Source organism: Okeania sp. SIO2C9, from assembly GCF_010672455.1.
GTDB lineage: Bacteria > Cyanobacteriota > Cyanobacteriia > Cyanobacteriales > Microcoleaceae > Okeania.
Genome location: NZ_JAAHGO010000019.1, coordinates 70,173 through 88,602 on the forward strand (window position 1 = coordinate 70,173; position 18,430 = coordinate 88,602).

General features: G+C 36.8%; 14 protein-coding genes. 7 read left to right on the forward strand and 7 right to left on the reverse strand.

The annotated features are described in order from the left end of the window. Positions 1 to 142 precede the first annotated feature (142 nt). Positions 143 to 1,087: a sulfotransferase gene (locus F6K23_RS17145; RefSeq protein WP_293157886.1), complete on the reverse strand. Its 945-nt coding sequence runs from the start codon at positions 1,085 to 1,087 to the stop codon at positions 143 to 145. Between the two features lie 630 nt (positions 1,088 to 1,717). Then, positions 1,718 to 2,575, reverse strand: coding sequence for an HIT family protein (locus F6K23_RS17150; protein ID WP_293157889.1), 858 nt, complete (start codon positions 2,573 to 2,575; stop codon positions 1,718 to 1,720). A 1,576-nt stretch (positions 2,576 to 4,151) separates the two neighbouring features. On the opposite strand from F6K23_RS17150, the gene F6K23_RS17155 reads away from it, so the two are divergent. The 7 genes from F6K23_RS17155 to F6K23_RS17180 all read left to right on the forward strand — a co-directional run bounded on the left by F6K23_RS17155 (position 4,152) and on the right by F6K23_RS17180 (position 9,952). Then, positions 4,152 to 5,081, forward strand: a complete 930-nt coding sequence (locus F6K23_RS17155) for a bestrophin family protein (RefSeq protein ID WP_293157892.1) — start codon at positions 4,152 to 4,154, stop codon at positions 5,079 to 5,081. A gap of 264 nt (positions 5,082 to 5,345) precedes the next feature. After that, positions 5,346 to 6,068, forward strand: a complete 723-nt coding sequence (locus F6K23_RS17160) for a Mo-dependent nitrogenase C-terminal domain-containing protein (protein ID WP_293157895.1) — start codon at positions 5,346 to 5,348, stop codon at positions 6,066 to 6,068. A 787-nt stretch (positions 6,069 to 6,855) separates the two neighbouring features. After that, the gene (locus F6K23_RS17165) at positions 6,856 to 6,990 is read left to right on the forward strand and encodes a hypothetical protein (RefSeq protein ID WP_293157898.1); all 135 of its coding nucleotides are present in this window, start codon (positions 6,856 to 6,858) and stop codon (positions 6,988 to 6,990) included. Positions 6,991 to 7,611: 621 nt separating this feature from the next. After that, entirely contained in the window at positions 7,612 to 8,625 is a 1,014-nt protein-coding gene (obgE, locus tag F6K23_RS17170) for a GTPase ObgE (RefSeq protein ID WP_293157901.1), read from the forward strand. 437 nt (positions 8,626 to 9,062) lie between these two features. Further along, a complete protein-coding gene (locus tag F6K23_RS41880; RefSeq protein ID WP_367267734.1) occupies positions 9,063 to 9,278 on the forward strand; it encodes a transposase in 216 nt (71 codons plus the stop codon). Further along, a complete protein-coding gene (locus F6K23_RS17175; RefSeq protein WP_293157904.1) occupies positions 9,259 to 9,381 on the forward strand; it encodes a hypothetical protein in 123 nt (40 codons plus the stop codon). Before F6K23_RS41880 ends, F6K23_RS17175 begins: the two co-directional genes overlap by 20 nt. 250 nt (positions 9,382 to 9,631) lie before the next feature. After that, positions 9,632 to 9,952, forward strand: coding sequence for a zinc ribbon domain-containing protein (locus tag F6K23_RS17180; protein ID WP_293157907.1), 321 nt, complete (start codon positions 9,632 to 9,634; stop codon positions 9,950 to 9,952). A gap of 151 nt (positions 9,953 to 10,103) precedes the next feature. Here F6K23_RS17180 and F6K23_RS17185 read toward each other — a convergent pair whose 3' ends face one another. The 5 genes from F6K23_RS17185 to hpsA all read right to left on the reverse strand — a co-directional run bounded on the left by F6K23_RS17185 (position 10,104) and on the right by hpsA (position 18,256). Continuing rightward, a complete protein-coding gene (locus F6K23_RS17185) occupies positions 10,104 to 10,814 on the reverse strand; it encodes a Tfp pilus assembly protein FimT/FimU (protein ID WP_293157911.1) in 711 nt (236 codons plus the stop codon). Between the two features lie 174 nt (positions 10,815 to 10,988). Next, positions 10,989 to 11,573: a type II secretion system protein gene (locus tag F6K23_RS17190; RefSeq protein WP_293157914.1), complete on the reverse strand. Its 585-nt coding sequence runs from the start codon at positions 11,571 to 11,573 to the stop codon at positions 10,989 to 10,991. 74 nt (positions 11,574 to 11,647) lie between these two features. Beyond that, on the reverse strand, positions 11,648 to 12,502 hold the full coding sequence (locus tag F6K23_RS17195; RefSeq protein ID WP_293157917.1) for a hypothetical protein: 855 nt from the start codon (positions 12,500 to 12,502) through the stop codon (positions 11,648 to 11,650). 58 nt (positions 12,503 to 12,560) lie between these two features. Beyond that, a complete protein-coding gene (gene hpsB, locus F6K23_RS17200; protein ID WP_293157920.1) occupies positions 12,561 to 13,292 on the reverse strand; it encodes a hormogonium polysaccharide secretion pseudopilin HpsB in 732 nt (243 codons plus the stop codon). A gap of 26 nt (positions 13,293 to 13,318) precedes the next feature. After that, complete coding sequence (hpsA, locus tag F6K23_RS17205) at positions 13,319 to 18,256, reverse strand: hormogonium polysaccharide biosynthesis protein HpsA (protein WP_293157923.1); 4,938 nt, start codon at positions 18,254 to 18,256, stop codon at positions 13,319 to 13,321. Positions 18,257 to 18,430 lie beyond the last annotated feature (174 nt).

Here is an 18,430-nt window from a genome sequence, read left to right on the forward strand (position 1 = left end):
TCTAGCGTAAGAAAGAAGGCTTTAGTTATCTAGGAGAGAAGGAAAAATCTGGCTTTGTTTGAGTTTTAAGCTTTTGATATTTTCTCACCTTTCCTTCGACTGTTATATCAAATATTTATTCAATTGGAACTCTACTGGTGAACTATTTTATCCTGAGTAAACTTTTAATTTGCTGATTAATTTGATTTTTTTTATTTTCAGAAAAGTAAATTTTTAGTGACTTTGGTAGTAATTTGAATAAAGGAGTGTTTAAAGGATATCTCAGACGAATCATTTGAAACCAAGCTACTGCTTCAATATCAAATATCATAGATGGTGATAATTCAGATTGCCATTGATTAATGAGTTTAGGATTTAAAGGTTGTCTAATATTAACTTTCCAAGGTTCTCTGTCAACATTAACTAAATTGTTATTTACTGTATGAAATTCTAGCATTTGTGCCTCAAATTCAACACCTATAAAATTGCACATTTTTTTGAGTGTTTGTTCTGGCTCAAGTACCAGTTTTTCATAATTTATCCTCATAATTGAGGATTTTATATGAGTCGGTAAGTTGTCGATGAAGATCATATTTCTATGCCATACTCGTGTATCATCTATGACATTTCCACTAGACCAAGGAACTTTTCGCCAAGAATTAACAACAGCTCTAGGATCGCGGACAATATGTATAAATAATGCTGAGGGAAAAAACTTGTAAATCATTTCTATATATCGGAGATGCTCCGGGGTTTTTTCTCCTACTATTGATGTTTTTTTTAATTCCGCAAATTTTTCTAATAAAAGATTGAATAAACTACCATAGTCTCTTGTGATACTCAAAGCTGCTTGACGAAAATCATCTGCATTAAGTCCCATTTCTGCAAATACGGGCTTTTTAACTATATCAGAAATTAATTTCTGATAGTTTTGGTCATTAGATAAGTTTTTGTATAATCTTCTTTTTCGCCAAAATTTTTTCATAAAATTAGTTTCAGGAGCGATCGCTATCTGGGAATGAGCATTTAATATTTGTTGTAGTAAAGTTGTTCCAGATCGCGGAGTACCCACTAAAAAAATCCTTTTTTTTACAATATGCTGATTCATTGATTTTATATTTAACTTCCCTGGCGGGAAGTCCCGCGCTCTCCCGCAGGGGAGCGTCGTATGGTCAAGCCAGGGCCAAGATTCGGATACCTTCATAAGCTAAACGTTCATATGCCCTTGACAAGCTAGGTACATTTTGTTATGGTAAGGTCCAACACAGGGGGAGGACATCACCTCTGTCTAAACAGCGGTCAGGGTTTCCCAGACTGAAGAATCCCGCGTTGTCCCGTAAGGGCAACGTCGGGAGTATGTCAAAAAAGTTAGTTAGTCTCAAAATTATACAATGGAAAAATTTATAATTTTATAGCAGTTGAAAGAAAGGTTAGGAAATATCAACGTAAGCATTTCCTGCGGAATGCTGCGCAAACAGCTTTATTAATTTTAGTGGACAATTTAAGCTTGCTGTTCTTGTGCTTCAATTCTTTGTTTAAAAATGTCGTAGAAGTTAAGCAAATGCTTGCTTCATTTATTAAAAAGCTGAATGCGAGCGCATTCCGCACCGAAGAGCTGACCGCGAGCTAGCTGAATGCTTACATATCAACAACTTAAAACTTAGACAAAATAATATTTTTCCTTCTTTACTAGACAACTAAAACCATCTTCTTTCTTCTTTCTTCCTTCTTCCTTTCTTTACTTATTTGGCACAACAAATCTCATTCCTCCCTTAACTCCTAAGGTATCTTCCTGATACCGAGGGATAACATGAACATTAGTATGCATCATTTTTTGTCCTCCGGCACGATTAACATTTATCCCTACATTAAACCCATCCGGATTATACTTTTCCTCTAAAATTTTCTGTACCTGATTTACCATTAACCAACATTCTAATTGTTCATCTACAGGTAACTCAAAATAATTTGCTAGATGACGTTTCGGTATAACTAAAGTATGCCCTTTTGTTACTGGATAGCCATCAAGTATTGCATAAGTTTTTGCTGACTCTGTAATTAACTGTAAATTTTTACGCGGGTTACAAAATAAGCAATTGTTTGTGGAATTTTTTTGCTGATTATAATGAATATATTCATAAATTTCACACAACTCATCTGTGTGGATAGATTTAAAAGGTAAATTAACGAAACACTGATAAGTTGGTTTCTTGTGTATATAATGTTCTCGAAAACCCTCCCGCTTCAAACCTCTTCTAACAGCATAATAAGCTTTACCTCCAGGTTTTAATAATTGCGAAACTTCCATCAAAACTTGAGTTTGTGGTTGTTCAAATAAAACATTTAATACATAAAAACAGAGAATAGTATCAAATTTTGTCTGGGGATATTGTGGAAAATAATAAGGGTCATAACCAGTGACTGGAAAGTTTTTTTGTTGTAGTAGTTTAACGTCATTACCAAAACCACAGCCAAAGTCGAGAATTTTACCAACTAGCAGATTTTTATCTAGCAATAATTGAGCTGGAAATGAAATAAATTTACGCTCTTTAGCAGTAAGGTGGCTATATTGGTTTGATTGTGTATTGGTAAACAAGGATACTTTTGTGATGAAGTAATGCAGAATACAATAATTGTAATTGGTAATGGGTAATGGGGAAGATGCTAAAACAACTTCGCTATTTATTGAATGGCAGAGAATGTAAAACTTCTCAATAAAATCTGAGTACTGAATCCAGATCACAACTGATTATTTGGAATCAATTAGCAATCCGGAATGATTTATGAGAATTTTATTACTTCGGTATTCCCTATTCCATCACAGGAGTGCGCTACCAGGTGCGTCTGTCGCACCCCACGGGGTCACACCACTATTGCTTAAAAGTCTAGAATATTTCACAATTAAAATAAGATTGCTATAGGTTTTTGACAATCTAATGATTCTCAAAAAAGGAATAGAAAATGGTGGATGGTAGAAAATAATTTTTGTGATTAAAAATGACAATAAATTTTGAGCAACTCATCGATAAATACTATATTTATAGCATGGTAATTTCATTCTAGATTTTGGCAATAAATTTCTTGATTTTCAGACAGGGAAAGATAAATTTCCTAAAGCTTGGAATAACGTGGTTTCCTCAATACATAAAATGACACAGTTTCAAATGAAACAGCCCTGTATTTATAGATGATTTTAACAGTATATGAGCGTTCGAATTATAGGTTTTTCATTAAACAGCTTTATAAAGAATAAAAATTACATTTTACCGAAAAATTGTGCTTTAAAGCCTCCCCTTTTAAGGGGATAATAAGCGGTCGATCTTCGCAGCTTCCCGAAGGGTGGGATGGCGCCATTCGGAGCGGGTCTGCAAGAACGGGTCTCGGAGCCATATCCAATCGACTCCTGTGAAGAAAAATTATCATGAATTTGTCAATCCTCTTCAATTTATGGAGAGGTAATTATTCATTATTCATTATTCATTATTCATTGTTGAACGTCTTGGTATTTACAAATTGTTCGCAGCTTTATTTAGTCAGATTTTTCCCTAGTATACCTCACACCAATCCGATAGCTTTCCTAACCTAATCTTATGCCAGTTTAATAAATGTTTGCTACGAATAGTTAGGCTATTTCTGAGGATTCAGGATTCAGGAGTCAGGAGTCAGGAGTCACACGGAAATTGCTTCAATACCAGTTTTTAGGTCATAAATTCTCTTTTCTGTCAAAGAGACATCTCCTGTACCTGCCTTTTAATCACACTTATTATTCGTAACATTCTTTTTTCACGCTTGGCATTAGCCCATAGTACTATAAACAACATACGACAATTTATGAATCAGTAAACAAACATAAAACAAAATATTCTTGCTTATACTTATCTATATAATTTGTTCAATTATTTGAATATAGCAGTCTACAGATAAATTAAACATAAGCATCTGCATACAATTAGTTACCTACTCTAATTTTCTGTAAATTTTGTAGCAAAAAGGCTTGAATGATGGAAAATGTACAATTAATTTTGTTTAATTCCTATTAAGAATTTTCCTCAACTAAAAAAATCACAATCAATGAATAAGAATTAATAACTAATTTTAATACCAACTTATAATATATTTTTCCTATTTCCTATTCCCTTTCAGCAATCACAATATATTTGAAGGTTAAGCCAATGGAAGACCCCAGAAAAAGCTGGTTCCATATAATTTTTGACTTTAAAAGTTCAGTCATTCCCAATATTTGGCTCAGAGTATTGGTAATCATGGTATTTGCCCTTTTAGTTACTATAGCTCATGGTAATAATTTGCCAATGAATCAGCCAATTTTAGGTAGTATTATTCCAGGAATAGTCCTTGGTTTATTGCTAGTTTTTAGAACTAATACTGCTTACGATCGCTATTGGGAAGGTCGGAAATTAATCGGACTTATTTCTAAAAATTGCTGCATTATGGCAAAAAATATAATAGTGTTTGTTCCTGAGAATAATAGTGAAGATTACGCTCAAAAAATATCTTACATAAAACTATTAATTGCTCTTTTTATTGCAGTAAAACTTCAAGTTAGAAAGGAAAAGATTAACGAAGAAATAAAAAAATATATCTCTGAAGTTCAATGTTTAGAATTGAATAGAAGTAATAATATGCCTCTACAAATTACTAAATGGTTAACAATATACTTTGATAGACTTACCAAAAATAGTTCTATCAATGAATTGACTTTAATCAGTTGGAATCAAAAAATAGAAGAAATTTTTATCGCTTTTGGAGGTTGTCAAAGAATTGCTACAACCCCTATTCCGAAAGCTTATTCTATTCATTTAAAGCATTTATTACTCATCTATTGCTTTGCCATTCCTTTTCAATTTGTTGCTGAATTAAGTTGGTGGACTATTCCTGTGTCAGGCATTATTAGTTTTGCTCTATTAGGAATAGAAGCCATTGGTCTAGAAATAGAAAATCCTTTCGGTTATGACAGTAACGATCTTCCTATAGATAATATTGGCACGAAAATGACAGAGGATATTTTAGAACTAATCAACTCTGGTTCTTTTAATAATTCTGAATTATGGGAAGGTTGGGTAAGTTTGCAGGAAATAAGTTAGATGATTTGTTTGTAGAGAACAAGCAAGAAGAATTGATTTTTCCTTTTGGGTAATAGCTAAAGATCGTAATCATTATTTTTCATAAAATGATGTAGCAATGACTACTAAAATCATAATAAGTAAAGTTTAAATAAATCAGAAACTTTAAGATTTTAGGCTTGAGATAGTGAGGTAAAATATCAAGTAATAGCTCTTACTTATACCAACTTAATTTGTAATTGGTTTTAGGAGTTAGTCAATTATATATTAATCAGAGGTTAAGCCATGACTAGCATCGTCAAATCTCCCCTAAACAAAGAACAAACTACTACCTGGTTAAGAGGACTAATGACCGTTGCCTATGCTGATGGGGAATTAGATGTGACAGAGAAAGATTTATTTGACCACTTTAGTCACGAAGAGTTTGCTTCTAAAATTGAAATCTCAGAATTACAACCCATTAATCCAGATGATTTAGCTAGGGTACTGGGAGAAAATCCTACCATAGCAGAAAATTTTATGAGAACTGCGGTAATGGTAGCCTTGGCAGATGGAATTTATTCTATTACTGAAGATGACATACTTCATAGATATTGTGATGCTTTAGGACTAAAGGTTAAAGCTTTAGATGCACTGAGAAAAAATTTGGAAAAAGCCAAGGAACAAGCAGGAGAAGATGATTTAGAAAGTTGGATTGAACAAACAGAACATACTGGCACTTTCATTATTCCCCACGACCCCGAACATCATCAAACTGTACTTGCTCCCATCAAAGATTGGTTGGATGGATGGGATATCCATGACCCAAAAGTGGCTCACATGGTATGTAAAATGATTCCCCCTCAATGTCCTTTTGAGCGAGATATTGTGATTTTTGGTAAGAAAGTAGCCCACATTCCAGCTATGTGTAAACTTAACCCACTTTACGACCAGTTGGTTGGTATACGTTTTCGTGCTTTATCTTATTTGGCAGATGAATGTCAGGAGGATGTGTCTAAGTATTGTTGATGAACTAATAACGGTAGTCCTGTATAGTAATGGTGAATGGTGGCTGAAATGCTTGCTATACCGTTACCGAAAAAATTACCATGCACCACTACCCTAATAACAAAGAACAAATAACCAAGAAAATTTAACACAAGAATAATTAAGCACAGCTAGTAAAGTGGGTTAGGTGAGAATAATTCTACAGTTATACACATTGACATACTCTCCGGTCTGAAGACACGGAGATTCCATTCATTTAATTGTTAATATCTGTACTTTATGTACTTGGAATCTGCTCTATGAAGCGATCACTCAACTAACAAATCACCTCACTCAAATCTCATTGTGTGAAGCTCTAGAAAAAAGGTGGAATGTGGTGTTGCATCCCCAAAAAAATTGGGATAAGATGTAATCATTGGCAGTTGTTCGCCCCTGCGCATGACTTTTTATTCAACTAAAAATCAGCAGGATTAACCTATAGATATATCGAAGCGGTCACTCAACTGACAAATCACCTCACCAAAATCTCATTGCGTGAAGCTCTAGAAAAAAGGTGGAATGTGGTGTTGCATCTCAAAAAAAATTGGGATAAGATGTAATCATTGGTAGTTGTTCGCCCCTGCGCATGACTTTTTATTCAACTAAACAGCATTTCCACTCAGGGCAAACGCATCTAATTTGCTGACCCCTATATATAGTGTTTTAAAAATTAAATAAATACCATATATGGAAAGTATATTGTCAACAAGCGCAATAAACCATAGTTTATTGATAATTACCCCTAGTTTATTGACAAGATGCGTTTGCCGTGGCATTTCCACTCAATGATTATATATATGAAGTGATCGCTCAACTGACAAATCACCTCACCAAAATCTCATTGTGTGAAGCTCTAGAAAAAAAGGTGGGATTTGGTGTTGCATCTCAAAAAAAATTGGGATAAGATGTAAGCATTGGGAGTTGTTCGCCCCTGCGCATGACTTTTTATTCAACTAAACAGCATTTCCACTCAATGATTATATATATGAAGCGATCGCTCAACTAACAAATCACCTCACTCAAATCTCATTGTGTAAAGCTCTAGAAAAAAAGGTGGGATTTGGTGTTGCATCTCCAAAAAAATTGGGATAAGATGTAATCATTGGGAGTTGTTCGCCCCTACACATGACTTTTTATTCAACCAAAAATCAGCAGGATTAACCTATAGATATATCGAAGCGATCGCTCAACTAACAAATCTCATTGTGTGAAGCTCTAGAAAAAAAGGTGGGATTTGGTGTTGCATCCCCAAAAAAATTGGGATAAGATGTAATCATTGGGAGTTGTTCGCCCCTGCGCATGACTTTTTATTCAACTAAACAGCATTTCCACTCAATAGTTATATATATAAAGCGATCGCTCAACTGACAAATCACCTCACCCAAATCTCATTGTGTAAAGCTCTAGAAAAAAAGGTGGGATTTGGTGTTGCATCCCCAAAAAAATTGGGATAAGATGTAATCATTAGGAGTTGTTCGCCCCTACACATGACTTTTTATTCAACTAAACAGCATTTCCGATAAATATGCAATTTATTGACCAAGCAGAAATTCAAGTAGAAGCTGGTAAAGGTGGTGATGGTATGGTTGCCTTTCGCCGAGAAAAATATGTGCCTGCCGGAGGCCCATCTGGTGGTAATGGTGGCCGTGGAGGCTCTGTGATTTTAGTGGCGGTTGAAAATCTTCAAACTTTGCTCGATTTTAGATTTCAGCGTATTTTTAAAGCAGAAAATGGTAAGCGTGGCGGTCCAAAAAATATGACTGGCGCTTCAGGGAGCGATCGCTTAATTGAAGTACCCCCTGGTACGATGGTTTATGATGCGGAAACTGAGGAATTATTGGGAGATTTGGTTAAACCCGGACAAAGTTTTTGTGTTGCAAAAGGTGGCAAAGGTGGGTTAGGAAATAAACATTTTCTCAGCAATAGTAACCGTGCTCCTGAATATGCTTTGCCTGGGTTGGAGGGTGAAACGCGAATGTTAAGATTGGAGTTGAAACTGTTAGCTGAAGTGGGAATTATTGGGTTACCAAATGCGGGAAAATCTACTTTAATTGCTGCTCTTTCTGCTGCCCGTCCGAAAATTGCTGATTATCCTTTTACTACTTTAGTACCAAATTTAGGTGTTGTGAGAAAACCGACGGGAGATGGTACTGTTTTTGCTGATATTCCAGGATTAATAGAAGGTGCTTCTGCTGGTTTGGGTTTGGGGCATGAATTTTTAAGGCATATTGAACGAACTAAATTATTGTTGCATTTGGTCGATCTTACAGATATTAATCCGGTGGAAAATTATCAGACTATTCAAAATGAGTTGAAAGTTTATGGGCGAAATTTGGAAGATAAAAAGCAAATTTTAGCTTTGAATAAGGTTGATGCTGTAGATTTAGAAAGTTTAGAAATGCAGGAGTTGGTGAGTAGGTTTAGGGAGATTAGTAGGGGAAAAGTTTTCTTGATTTCTGCTGTTGCGGGTGTTGGTTTGAAAGAGTTGATGGAAGAAGTTTGGCAGGTTTTGGAATTGGAGGAAAGTTTTGTTCAATAATTAATAATTAATCATTATATCTTCTGAAAATAGCTAATGTAGGTTGAGTTGAGCGACAGTGTTAGCGCAGCTTATCCGTTAATACCAATTTCATAAAATATTGCTACAGTCTCAACACGGGCAACAGGCAACAGCTCCGGAAAGCAACAGGGAAAGAAAAACTGGATAAAAAAGGGGAAAAAATGCTTAACTTTGAAATTTGATGGATATATACAATTTTTAATTGTAGCAATAAATCACAAATTAAGATGTAACTACCTTTTTTGAATTTGGTAAAGATCAACCCAACTTGATACGGTCTCGGGGTCTCCCGTTATAATCTGCGATTTAACGGGAGGGGAATTGCCGAGCTGTAAATTAAAAGGGTTTCGATTGCTGTTCAAATGCAGCACTAAAAAATAGTCATTAATCATTGTTTAAAAAATTCTATTGGTACAATAGTTTTTGGTTGGAATCAAGGTCAGAAAAATCAAACAGTTTCTGTACCTAAATTTTATAGAAAATCACAATCTAATTTAGCAAGAAAGCAAAAAAAAGTATCTAGAAAAGAAATTGGATCAAACAACTGGAGGGCAGCACAAAATAGAATAGCTAGATTACATCAACATATTGCTAGACAAAGAGAAGATTTCCATGTGCATTACTGCTCATAAATTAGTTAAAGAATATGACTTAATTGCTGTGGAAGACCTAAACATTAGAGATTTAGCAAAAAATACTAAACTATCAAAATCAATTTATGATGCAGGTAAATAATGAATAATGAATAATTAATAATTAATAATTAATAATTAATAATATCAAAGTCAGTTGGCTTCACAGTAGTATAGTTTTGTCAATCGTCATACAGTCGGTAAGAGCAAAAGGCCATTTACCCCTACAATATAGACTCTTATCTTTAAAGATTAAATGACACCGATACTACCGGATTTGATATGATTCTTTAATTATTAATTATTAACTATTAATTATTAATTATTTAAGGTGTTCATGTAAGTAGGGGCGAATGGCCATTCGCCCCTACATCCTCACAATACATCACATGCATTGTAGTAATTGTGGTCAAAAAGTATCTAAAACTTTATCAGTTAGAATTAATTCTTGCCCTAAATGTCAAACAGTTTTGGATAGGGACGAGAATGCAGCAATTAACATTTTAAATAAAGCATTAAACGAGGTGGGTATCATCTTGTCTGCTTGTGGAGGCTATGAGATTAATCAGCCTGTGTTCGCGCAGCGTTGCGCCAGCACTCGCAAGAAACTTCTTTGTTTGAGAAACTCCCGTTATAATCGCTCTTATTTAACGGGAGAGAACTTCACTCTATAGCATATTACAGTTATATTGTTTCTGTATTATTGCGTATAGGGAAATAGTAGTTTATAGAATTTTATTTTTTGATTGACAATTAAATCAACTGGTTTGTGCCAGTTGACTTTTCAGAATGGTTTGATGCGATCGCGAAACCGGAGGAAAAATTTTAATGGCAGTATTTTCCGTCTAAAGCTTTGGTTTGGTCTTTTCCAGTTCGCACTACACCTAACAAAGTGGAAATAATTACGCATCTTTTGGGTTTGTCTAGGTTTTCATGCTTTATAGCAATACGCCCTTTTGCTTGGATGCTAGTTTGTGTACATTGGTTAGTTGGTTTATAAACTGGGCAACCTTTGTAATTGAAAAGGGCACGGTAGATGGGGTCTGTTTTGTTGGTAGTAACTGTATTGGTGTCAGGTTTAACTATCCGGAGGGTAGTTTCATATTTGCCTTTGTCATTCTTCTCGTTGTCGTCTATCTCAATACCAAGTTCTAGATATTTCCAACTTGAGGTTGGCAGGTCATTGGGAGCGATCGCTGGTTTATGTAGCGCATACCTAATGACGGGTTGCCCAATAATATTGGTGGTTTCTTGGAAACTTGCCTGCCAAGCAGTTTTATCTCGTATGGCATTGCGACGAGCTGCAAACATAGCTTGATATATTCTGTCAGTGGAGGTGCGGAGACGGTAGTTATTGATGAATGCTAGCCATCCGGGAGCAGCGATCGCGGCAATAATACCAATAATTAGTACGACTAATGTTAATTCTGTGAGGCTATATCCTGCTTCTTTTTGCTTAAGTGATTTTTCTGATGAATTTTTTGCAGCAATTTTAGTAATAGTTGATTTTACGGAGTTTAATGTTTTTACGTTCATTTCAACCCTTATTTACTGTTTTTAAATATTTTTATCTCTATTTACCATTTTAACAATTTACAATTTAACGTCAAACATGATGATATTTTTTTGCATAAAAAAATTGCCCTGTCGTTAACCTGGGGTTGCTTTGACAGAGCAGTTATTTTATGGTAAGCATAGGCTTAAATTAGATTATGGGCAATCATCTCCTTCTGCTGTTCTCATTCCACCTAAGAGGGTTTGTACAATTACGCATCGTTTGAGTCCATCATCTGGTGTGGAAACTTTGACAATGAAAGGCACATTATTTTGACTCACTGTACCTAAATAGTCAAATGTAACGTTTGGGGTGGCATTAAACGCAGTACAATTTTCATCTGTACATACACCCGAAACTAACGCGACCATTCCTGATTTAATTTCCCCATTGGCAGTTAAGTTATATTCAATGCCATCTACTTCTGGTGGATCTAGCGCTGGATCTATAGGAGGAGTTGTACTAGGATCGTAAAATATTACCTCAACACTTTGCTTTTTCAACTTGGCTTGATTTTGTGCTTTCTGTAAAGCTTGCAATACCTGACTATTCACAGTACGAGTACGTTGTCTAGTAATAAAAGCTTCCCAGGAAGGAGCAGCGATCGCAGATAAAATACCTATTATTAACATGACAATTATTACTTCTAAAATAGTAAATCCTTTATTTGATTTATTATTCTGAGTGCCTACTTGTCTTAAATAAGCTTGCTTAATTTTTAACCCTATAGGAATTTTCATAATTAACAACCTGCTTTTATTTAAACAGTTAAAGTTTACGTTTTTTATTTTTAGTACAATAACCTTAAATGATATTATTCTCCTAAACCACTCTGTTTTCCTACCTGAGCAGTTATTTCTGGACAATAAGGTGATACATCATTGCAATCTACGGTATCAAATTGTCCAGACAGGCGACGCTTTGCATTACCTTCTACTGTTATTTGTGCTAAATCATTGTTGTTACTTACTGAATCTACCGTAAAATTTTCAATGTAGTTAACTAAAACTTCTGGGTTTTTAGTAATAGCTCCATTAGGTGTCCATGCCAGGTAATTTGATGAATCAAACTGAACAAAGCCGTTATCTGGAACACCATCATCACCAGCAACATAACTTCCAGAAATATCTTTTACCCCATCCTGTATTTGAAGTCTAGTGATTCTTGTTGGGCAACCTGTTCCTGCTTTTTGAGCTGGTTGACACCAGATAGAAGTAGGGTCAGTTTCTGTTCTTTCATAGTATGCGACCAATGCTAAAACATAACCATCATCTGCACCATCAGCACAGTCACCTGTTGAGCAAATTGCATCTTCAACTAATTCTCGTTTCCAAAATACAAGTACAGGAAATTGACCATTAGATACAAGATTACTAGCAAAAGCTGCGAAGTCTCCATCAGTTGGGTCATAAATATAGATTGCCTGACTTATATCTTCTTCTATATAACTAATTGCTGCTTGCATATCTTGCTCAGAATTAGTTTTTGCTTCTTCTCGAACATCAGTATTGAGTATATTGACGACAAAACTCAATAAAGGAACGGTAATTATTACTGCCATAATTGTTCCTATTAATAGCTCGATCATAGTAAAGCCACTAATAGTTTTTTCAGCAGACGAATTACGCCTTAACTCACTTTTTAGTAGTAATTTGAGTAAAATTTTCATGCTCACATTTTTCCTTATTATTCACCATGTTTGATTTGTTCATTTTTTTTATCAGAGATTATTCACACGGGTTGTTTGTCGCTCCTGACTCACTAGCTATACGATCGCACAAATTTTGAAATGAGCTTTGTGTAGGAGAGATTTCTGTTGTCAACTGTAAAACTGGTAACCTACGATTACCAATAGCGTTAGTAATAGTTGATTGTTGAGTTCTAGTAGGGCATAATGCCGTTGGATTTTCAAGTGCCGGACCACAAAGGGTTATTTCCTGAAAAGCATCTGCTCTATAAACTCTGACACCTAAAGCATAACCTAATGAAGCATCATTGGAATTTGGATGTCTTCGCATTCCTTGAACTACCATATCAGTCAAACTATCATTAGTACAATTTCCATCTCCATCTCCATCTACACAATATAAATCGTTATATATGGCAGGAGCTGGAATAGTACAGTATTGATTGTCGTTGCAAGTCAAACCTCCACTATTTGGAGCAGGAGCGTCTTCAAGCTCGACTACAATCAAATTAGGTGTATTACTTGCTATATCGTTTCTTACCCAATCAATATAACTTTTGGCTGCTTGAGTCGCTAGCTCCACTCGTCGTGCTTGAACGCGAGTCCCAACGGATAAAGCAATAACGGGGGCAACTGCACTCATTAACACAGCTACCACAATCATTGCCACCAAGGATTCTATAATGGTGTAGCCACTTTGGTCAGACTCTTGCAATATGACTTTTGTAACTGCATCGTCTATTTTGTGCTTCAAGCTTTTATTGTGCATCATCTGTATTACCTCACTACTAAACTTAGTTAAATATTAGGATTTGCTGGATAGTTTGCAGTTGTATCATTTTCACACCATGTACCTTGACGTTGGCTTTGATCTAACGCAAAATTTGTGTAAGTTTCATTGGGTCCACCTCCTGTATTATTTGTATCACCTGCTTGGGCAGCACATAATAATGTTTGAATCCATAAATCATCACGACTAACTTCTCGGAAAAATTCATCCGGGTCGCTTACTGGTGGGGAAGTAAACCTTTGAGCAAATAGGTCAGGACTTTGGGATAGAATGCCTACATCAAAACCCCAAGCACGATTAGCAAATCTGTAGAATGGTGCCCTTCCAGCAGCATTGTTTGTTCTGTAAACCCATGTTCCTGCTTGAGATGTGCCGTTTAAGTAATCGTTAGTGTTATATAAGAACCCAATATCTTGATTAGGGTCAGCCGCTTGGAATGGTGCAGTAGCATATTTACTGTCTCCACTTTGAATGAAGTTGCCAGCAATACTAATTGTTTTTCCACCTCCATCTCGCCATTGTTCTATTAAACGGACAAAGTTGTGTAAACCCGCTCCACTTTCTGCTGGGTTTGGTCTGGAGGGAGTTATTCCGGAGACAAACCCCACGTTATAGGTTGTGGTATTGGCAGTAACATTTTGTAACCATTCATCGTAAATGTATCCAGCATTGCCATTGAACGGGTTATTGCCTGGATTATTCCTTGGTAGGTGAATCTGCAACATTGGTGACAGCATTGGTTGTCCCAGAGGATTTACATTCCCTGTTGCCGGGTCTATGGGCATTTCTTTGATGAATAGTCGTTGATTATTAGTATATCTGACATCAGTGGTGGGATTGGTGTTATTGTTAGTTGTGTGAAACCATAACGCACCATTTACACCTGCTGGTACATTACCACTGCTGTAGGGAAGTTTTTGAATAGTGGTACCTCCTGAAATCACCAGAGGCACTAACTCATTTGCTGTAGTTACTGGTGTCGTATCATCATCTTGTAGTAATTCATTAGAACCGTTGCGCCAGAAAGCTACACGACGTGCATATCTTTCTAACCCTGGAGCAGCAGCTTGAGCTGTTGTACCCGACAAAAGGTTCACAGTAGATGATATACTTGATGCCTTATCTCTTGCGTCGTCACTATCTCTGAATATTCCATCCGCGTTACCATCAATCATTACGTCCCAATCACCATCTCCACATTCCGAAACAGGTAACTTAGTACAAACCTCCATCAAATATTCAGGAAAATTATTTGCCCGTCGCTGAATAGGAGTAACACCATTAGTTAGATAAGAATTCCGGTCTGCAACTGCCGGAAATTGAGTACCCCAATCTGCGCTTGTAACAAAGTTGTTATACCAGAAACCATTATTCAAACGTAATTCCACCAGTTTCCTTTCTGTTGGTTGTCCAGGTTCCCAAATAATATTACCCGCATTATTTCTGAGGTCAAAATCTCCTTGATTACGGAAGCCATCCTTAAAATCATTGGAAATAACAGTCATAGCATCAGCAATTACAGTTGCAGTTCTCCATCTGTCACCACCACCACAACCAGGTTCGCTGTTACGGCAAGCAAAATTATTATTAAGACCTGAAGCACCGCGAGTGTAGAAGTTGTTCCAAAAAATTCCAGGATCGGTATTCAGCGCAGCATTAAATTCCTCGCCTCCAGTATGCAAATTGAAACCACCATTTCCGTCTGCTCTCAAATAAGCAGGTAGGTTTGTCACCAGAATCAATCCCTTTTCTACATACCGATAATCGTTACCACTGCCACGGTCTAAGTAAGAGCCATTAATTAATCTAATCCCATTAGGTTTAGCAGAAGGGTCGAGAATAAAATCAGTCGGACTTGTAGACTCATTTGTACTCGTGGGATTATTTGGGTCCATGGCATCACTTAGATCCGGCAAAGCATCATCCCGCGTTGCATAGATAATGCCACTGTTAGGCAGCAGATATTCTTGATCGTTATCAGGACCAGCACCTGTTCCCGTGCCAACAGTTAGCGTCCTCATCAATTCTAAGTCCAAGTCTGTGACCCGAAGTTCCTGCGGTTGGCGGTGTTCTAATGGCAAAGTATAAGTACCTGTGTTTACCTTATCATTACCGCTAGGAGTGTAAGTTCCTCGTAAATCTGCTATTGTATCGGCTGCATATATTTGACTCTCATCAACAGTAGCAGTATCAGGATCATCTTCAAGTCGGTTGAGAGACTTAACTTCTCGCCCATCTAGAAATGTTGTTTCCTTAATAGTTCCATGAGTGATGCTGAAACCACCTGAATTCTCGTTTGGTGGACCGATAGTTCCATCCAAAATTGCTAAGGAACAAACAGCACTATCAATTGCTCCATAATCAGCGAAAGTAAGGTCTTCACCTCCATCGATATGTTCTAGGGCTGTCCGCAAAGGCTGATTTACTAAGCGACCATTAGGAAAAACCATACTTGCTTGTCTGTCGAGAATGTCTCTATCAATAGTTCTTCCAGGGAAAGGATAAACAACACCATTGTTTGACAGACCATCATTTGAACCTATGACTGGAGTTGGTGTTGTACCGTCAGCTAGGATATTGATAATCCCATCACCATCAGTATCAATTCCCCCGCTAACGTCTGGTAAACCAGTTTGATTTCTTGCTGTGAGTGGGGTACTTGGGTCGTAATAGCTACTAACACAGTGACTAGGCTCCTGATCCACCTGTAATTCACCAGGTTCTGCATCTGAATTTAGATAGTGATAGACAACAGTTGCCCGCATTTGTAGGTCGCCTTTTAAGTCAGTATTAGCAGGATCTGCTGTATCAAAGTTAGGAACACCATCTTCATTTGTATCTTCCCACATTGGCATAGAATCAGGCCACACAACTTGTTCCGTTGCGGTTCCTATCGCTGCAGGAATAGTCAAACCTTGAGCAGTTAAGTTTGCCACTGTAGGGGGGGCAGGTAAGAATGACTTTTCATCTGCAGTTACAGTACCATTATCATCTTCACGTTGACCTGTACCACTTGCTAATGGTTCGCCATCTATATATATTCCAGCACCAGTGATGATTCTTACCCCACCGGTAGCAGAGCCAGTACTAGGTTGTTTGGCTGCTTCTTTTTCCCAGAAACCATCCCTATTTGTAGAACCTAAGTCTGGTAAATTTGTTACTTGACTTTGACGAGTACGAATTGTACCTGAGTCACTACCATCAGGGTTTAACCAGTTAACATTAGGTACGATAGTTTGTTCATCGTCCTGAGTTTGGAAGTTGCTTCCATCAAACCATCTTTCTGGTAGACCATTACCAACAACTACGCGATCGCCTATAAAATTTTCTTCACCATCTAATTGCTCTGGGTCTGTTGCAGCAAGTTGCTGTAGAGTGAAATTATCCTCATAAACTTCCATCCAACTATCATCATTTGGTGTGAACGAAGAAGTATCTAAAACAGGAGGAGTTCCAAGAGGATCGGCTCCAAAAGCAACTTCTGCGTATGGTACTTTACGAATTCTCTCTTTAAAGTATAGTTCTATCTCTTCCTTCAAAATATCCTCTGGAGATGCTGTTTCTGATGGGTCACTAATACGACTTGTGTAATTATCTGCCACTTGTTGCGGAGCATTGACAACACTTCCACTAAGAAAAGTCTCGGCCTCATCCACCAGTGTACCTATCCGGCGATTATAAGCATCTACATTGTTGCCTACGTCCCTACCCCCTGTAGAATTGGTACTCTTGTTTGTGCCATTAATTCCATCATTAGCATTACCTTGACCTGCAGGAGCTGCGTCTTCTAGAAATCTGTGAACTTCTACTTTTCCACCATCTGTATCATTAACAATATCGTTGTTAGCAACGTTACCAGCCACAATAATCTTGCTATTTTCTTCCAAATAATAACAAGATTGAGGATCGCTAACTTGGTAGAATTTAATATTACCAGTGGTAAAACCAGGTCCCGCCACCAATAAATTACTATTTGTAAATACCCTACCGTTCAAGTTAAAGTTACTAACGTTACTTAACTCTATATCTCCTTCAAACCATACAGCATTGTTATTTAAAGGAATTCGGTTCCTATCTTGTTGCAGTTCTAAAGCAGAAAAGCCAGACCTACCAACTTCATAGTTTAGCCCTAAAGCTGTAGCTTGCTGTGCAGTCAGAGGAACATTAACAGTGTAGACAAAAAAGCTTTTTTTAATTACCCCTTCACCAGTATACTTATACCAGTCGCCACTAGCTTCTGGAGCTGCTGCACAAGCAGGGTTAATTCCTCCATCCAATGTTTGAGGTAAGGATCTTGCTTCTAGGGGGTTTCTTATCCGTGATTGCTGAACACCTTGAGTTGGTGGGTTCCGAAATAAAATAGCATATAGAGTAAAGGTGTCATATTGACCATCATTGTCTGTATCTACAGGAAATCGCCATGCTGTTCTGACATCTTCATTATCGTCAATTATCGCATCACTAGATTCCTCTGCTGTAAAACCTGCTGTGCCATCAAAATCATAAGCAAGTTTGAGACGTGTTTCATCGGCAAAATTGTATCTTGTTTGCTTCAGAGCGTTATACAAGTCTAAATCTTCTGGAGTTGTCCTTGGCAGTGTAGAGTCAGCAAATAAAGCATCTATTTTAGCCCGCGCTCTGTCAATTGCAGGTAAAGCTGCCTCCAAAGTAGTTCTGTTGACAACATTAGTCCGAGCGACTTCTGCACGGTCAAAAGACCGAAGCAAGATTGCAATACTTAGTAGAACTACTACTAACAGCACCATTGTTACTGTAGGTAATACAAATCCTCCTACACCAGATAATTGAGACTGAGTAGGATGGCTTCGAGCCTTAGATTTTCGCAATAATATAAGTCTAATTAATTCTCTAGTAATAGTTTTAGAGTATTGACTAATTCGTTTAAATAAACGAATGACTGCCCTGAATAATTTATTACTTAACATAATATTTATACCTTCCAACACCAATAAAAAAGGAGTTGTAGACTATGGGGGTAGAGATTTTTCTTTCCCACGTCCATCATAACAGACCAAACAAAATCACTAATGTCTTAAATTAAAAGTCAATCGTCTTGAATAACTTTTTCAAAAGCTTACCATTATTTAGTATTCCCAATA

What these genes read in the sequence shown, in the direction of transcription:
- F6K23_RS17160 (WP_293157895.1), top strand. Translation starts at nt 5,346, where the DNA reads ATGACTAGCATCGTCAAATCTCCCCTAAACAAAGAACAAACTACTACC.
- hpsB (WP_293157920.1), bottom strand. Translation starts at nt 13,292, where the DNA reads ATGATGCACAATAAAAGCTTGAAGCACAAAATAGACGATGCAGTTACA.
- F6K23_RS17155 (WP_293157892.1), top strand. Translation starts at nt 4,152, where the DNA reads ATGGAAGACCCCAGAAAAAGCTGGTTCCATATAATTTTTGACTTTAAA.
- F6K23_RS17175 (WP_293157904.1), top strand. Translation starts at nt 9,259, where the DNA reads ATGTGCATTACTGCTCATAAATTAGTTAAAGAATATGACTTAATTGCT.
- F6K23_RS17180 (WP_293157907.1), top strand. Translation starts at nt 9,632, where the DNA reads ATGGCCATTCGCCCCTACATCCTCACAATACATCACATGCATTGTAGT.
- F6K23_RS17190 (WP_293157914.1), bottom strand. Translation starts at nt 11,573, where the DNA reads ATGAAAATTCCTATAGGGTTAAAAATTAAGCAAGCTTATTTAAGACAA.
- hpsA (WP_293157923.1), bottom strand. Translation starts at nt 18,256, where the DNA reads ATGTTAAGTAATAAATTATTCAGGGCAGTCATTCGTTTATTTAAACGA.
- F6K23_RS17185 (WP_293157911.1), bottom strand. Translation starts at nt 10,814, where the DNA reads ATGAACGTAAAAACATTAAACTCCGTAAAATCAACTATTACTAAAATT.
- F6K23_RS17145 (WP_293157886.1), bottom strand. Translation starts at nt 1,087, where the DNA reads ATGAATCAGCATATTGTAAAAAAAAGGATTTTTTTAGTGGGTACTCCG.
- F6K23_RS17195 (WP_293157917.1), bottom strand. Translation starts at nt 12,502, where the DNA reads ATGAAAATTTTACTCAAATTACTACTAAAAAGTGAGTTAAGGCGTAAT.
- obgE (WP_293157901.1), top strand. Translation starts at nt 7,612, where the DNA reads ATGCAATTTATTGACCAAGCAGAAATTCAAGTAGAAGCTGGTAAAGGT.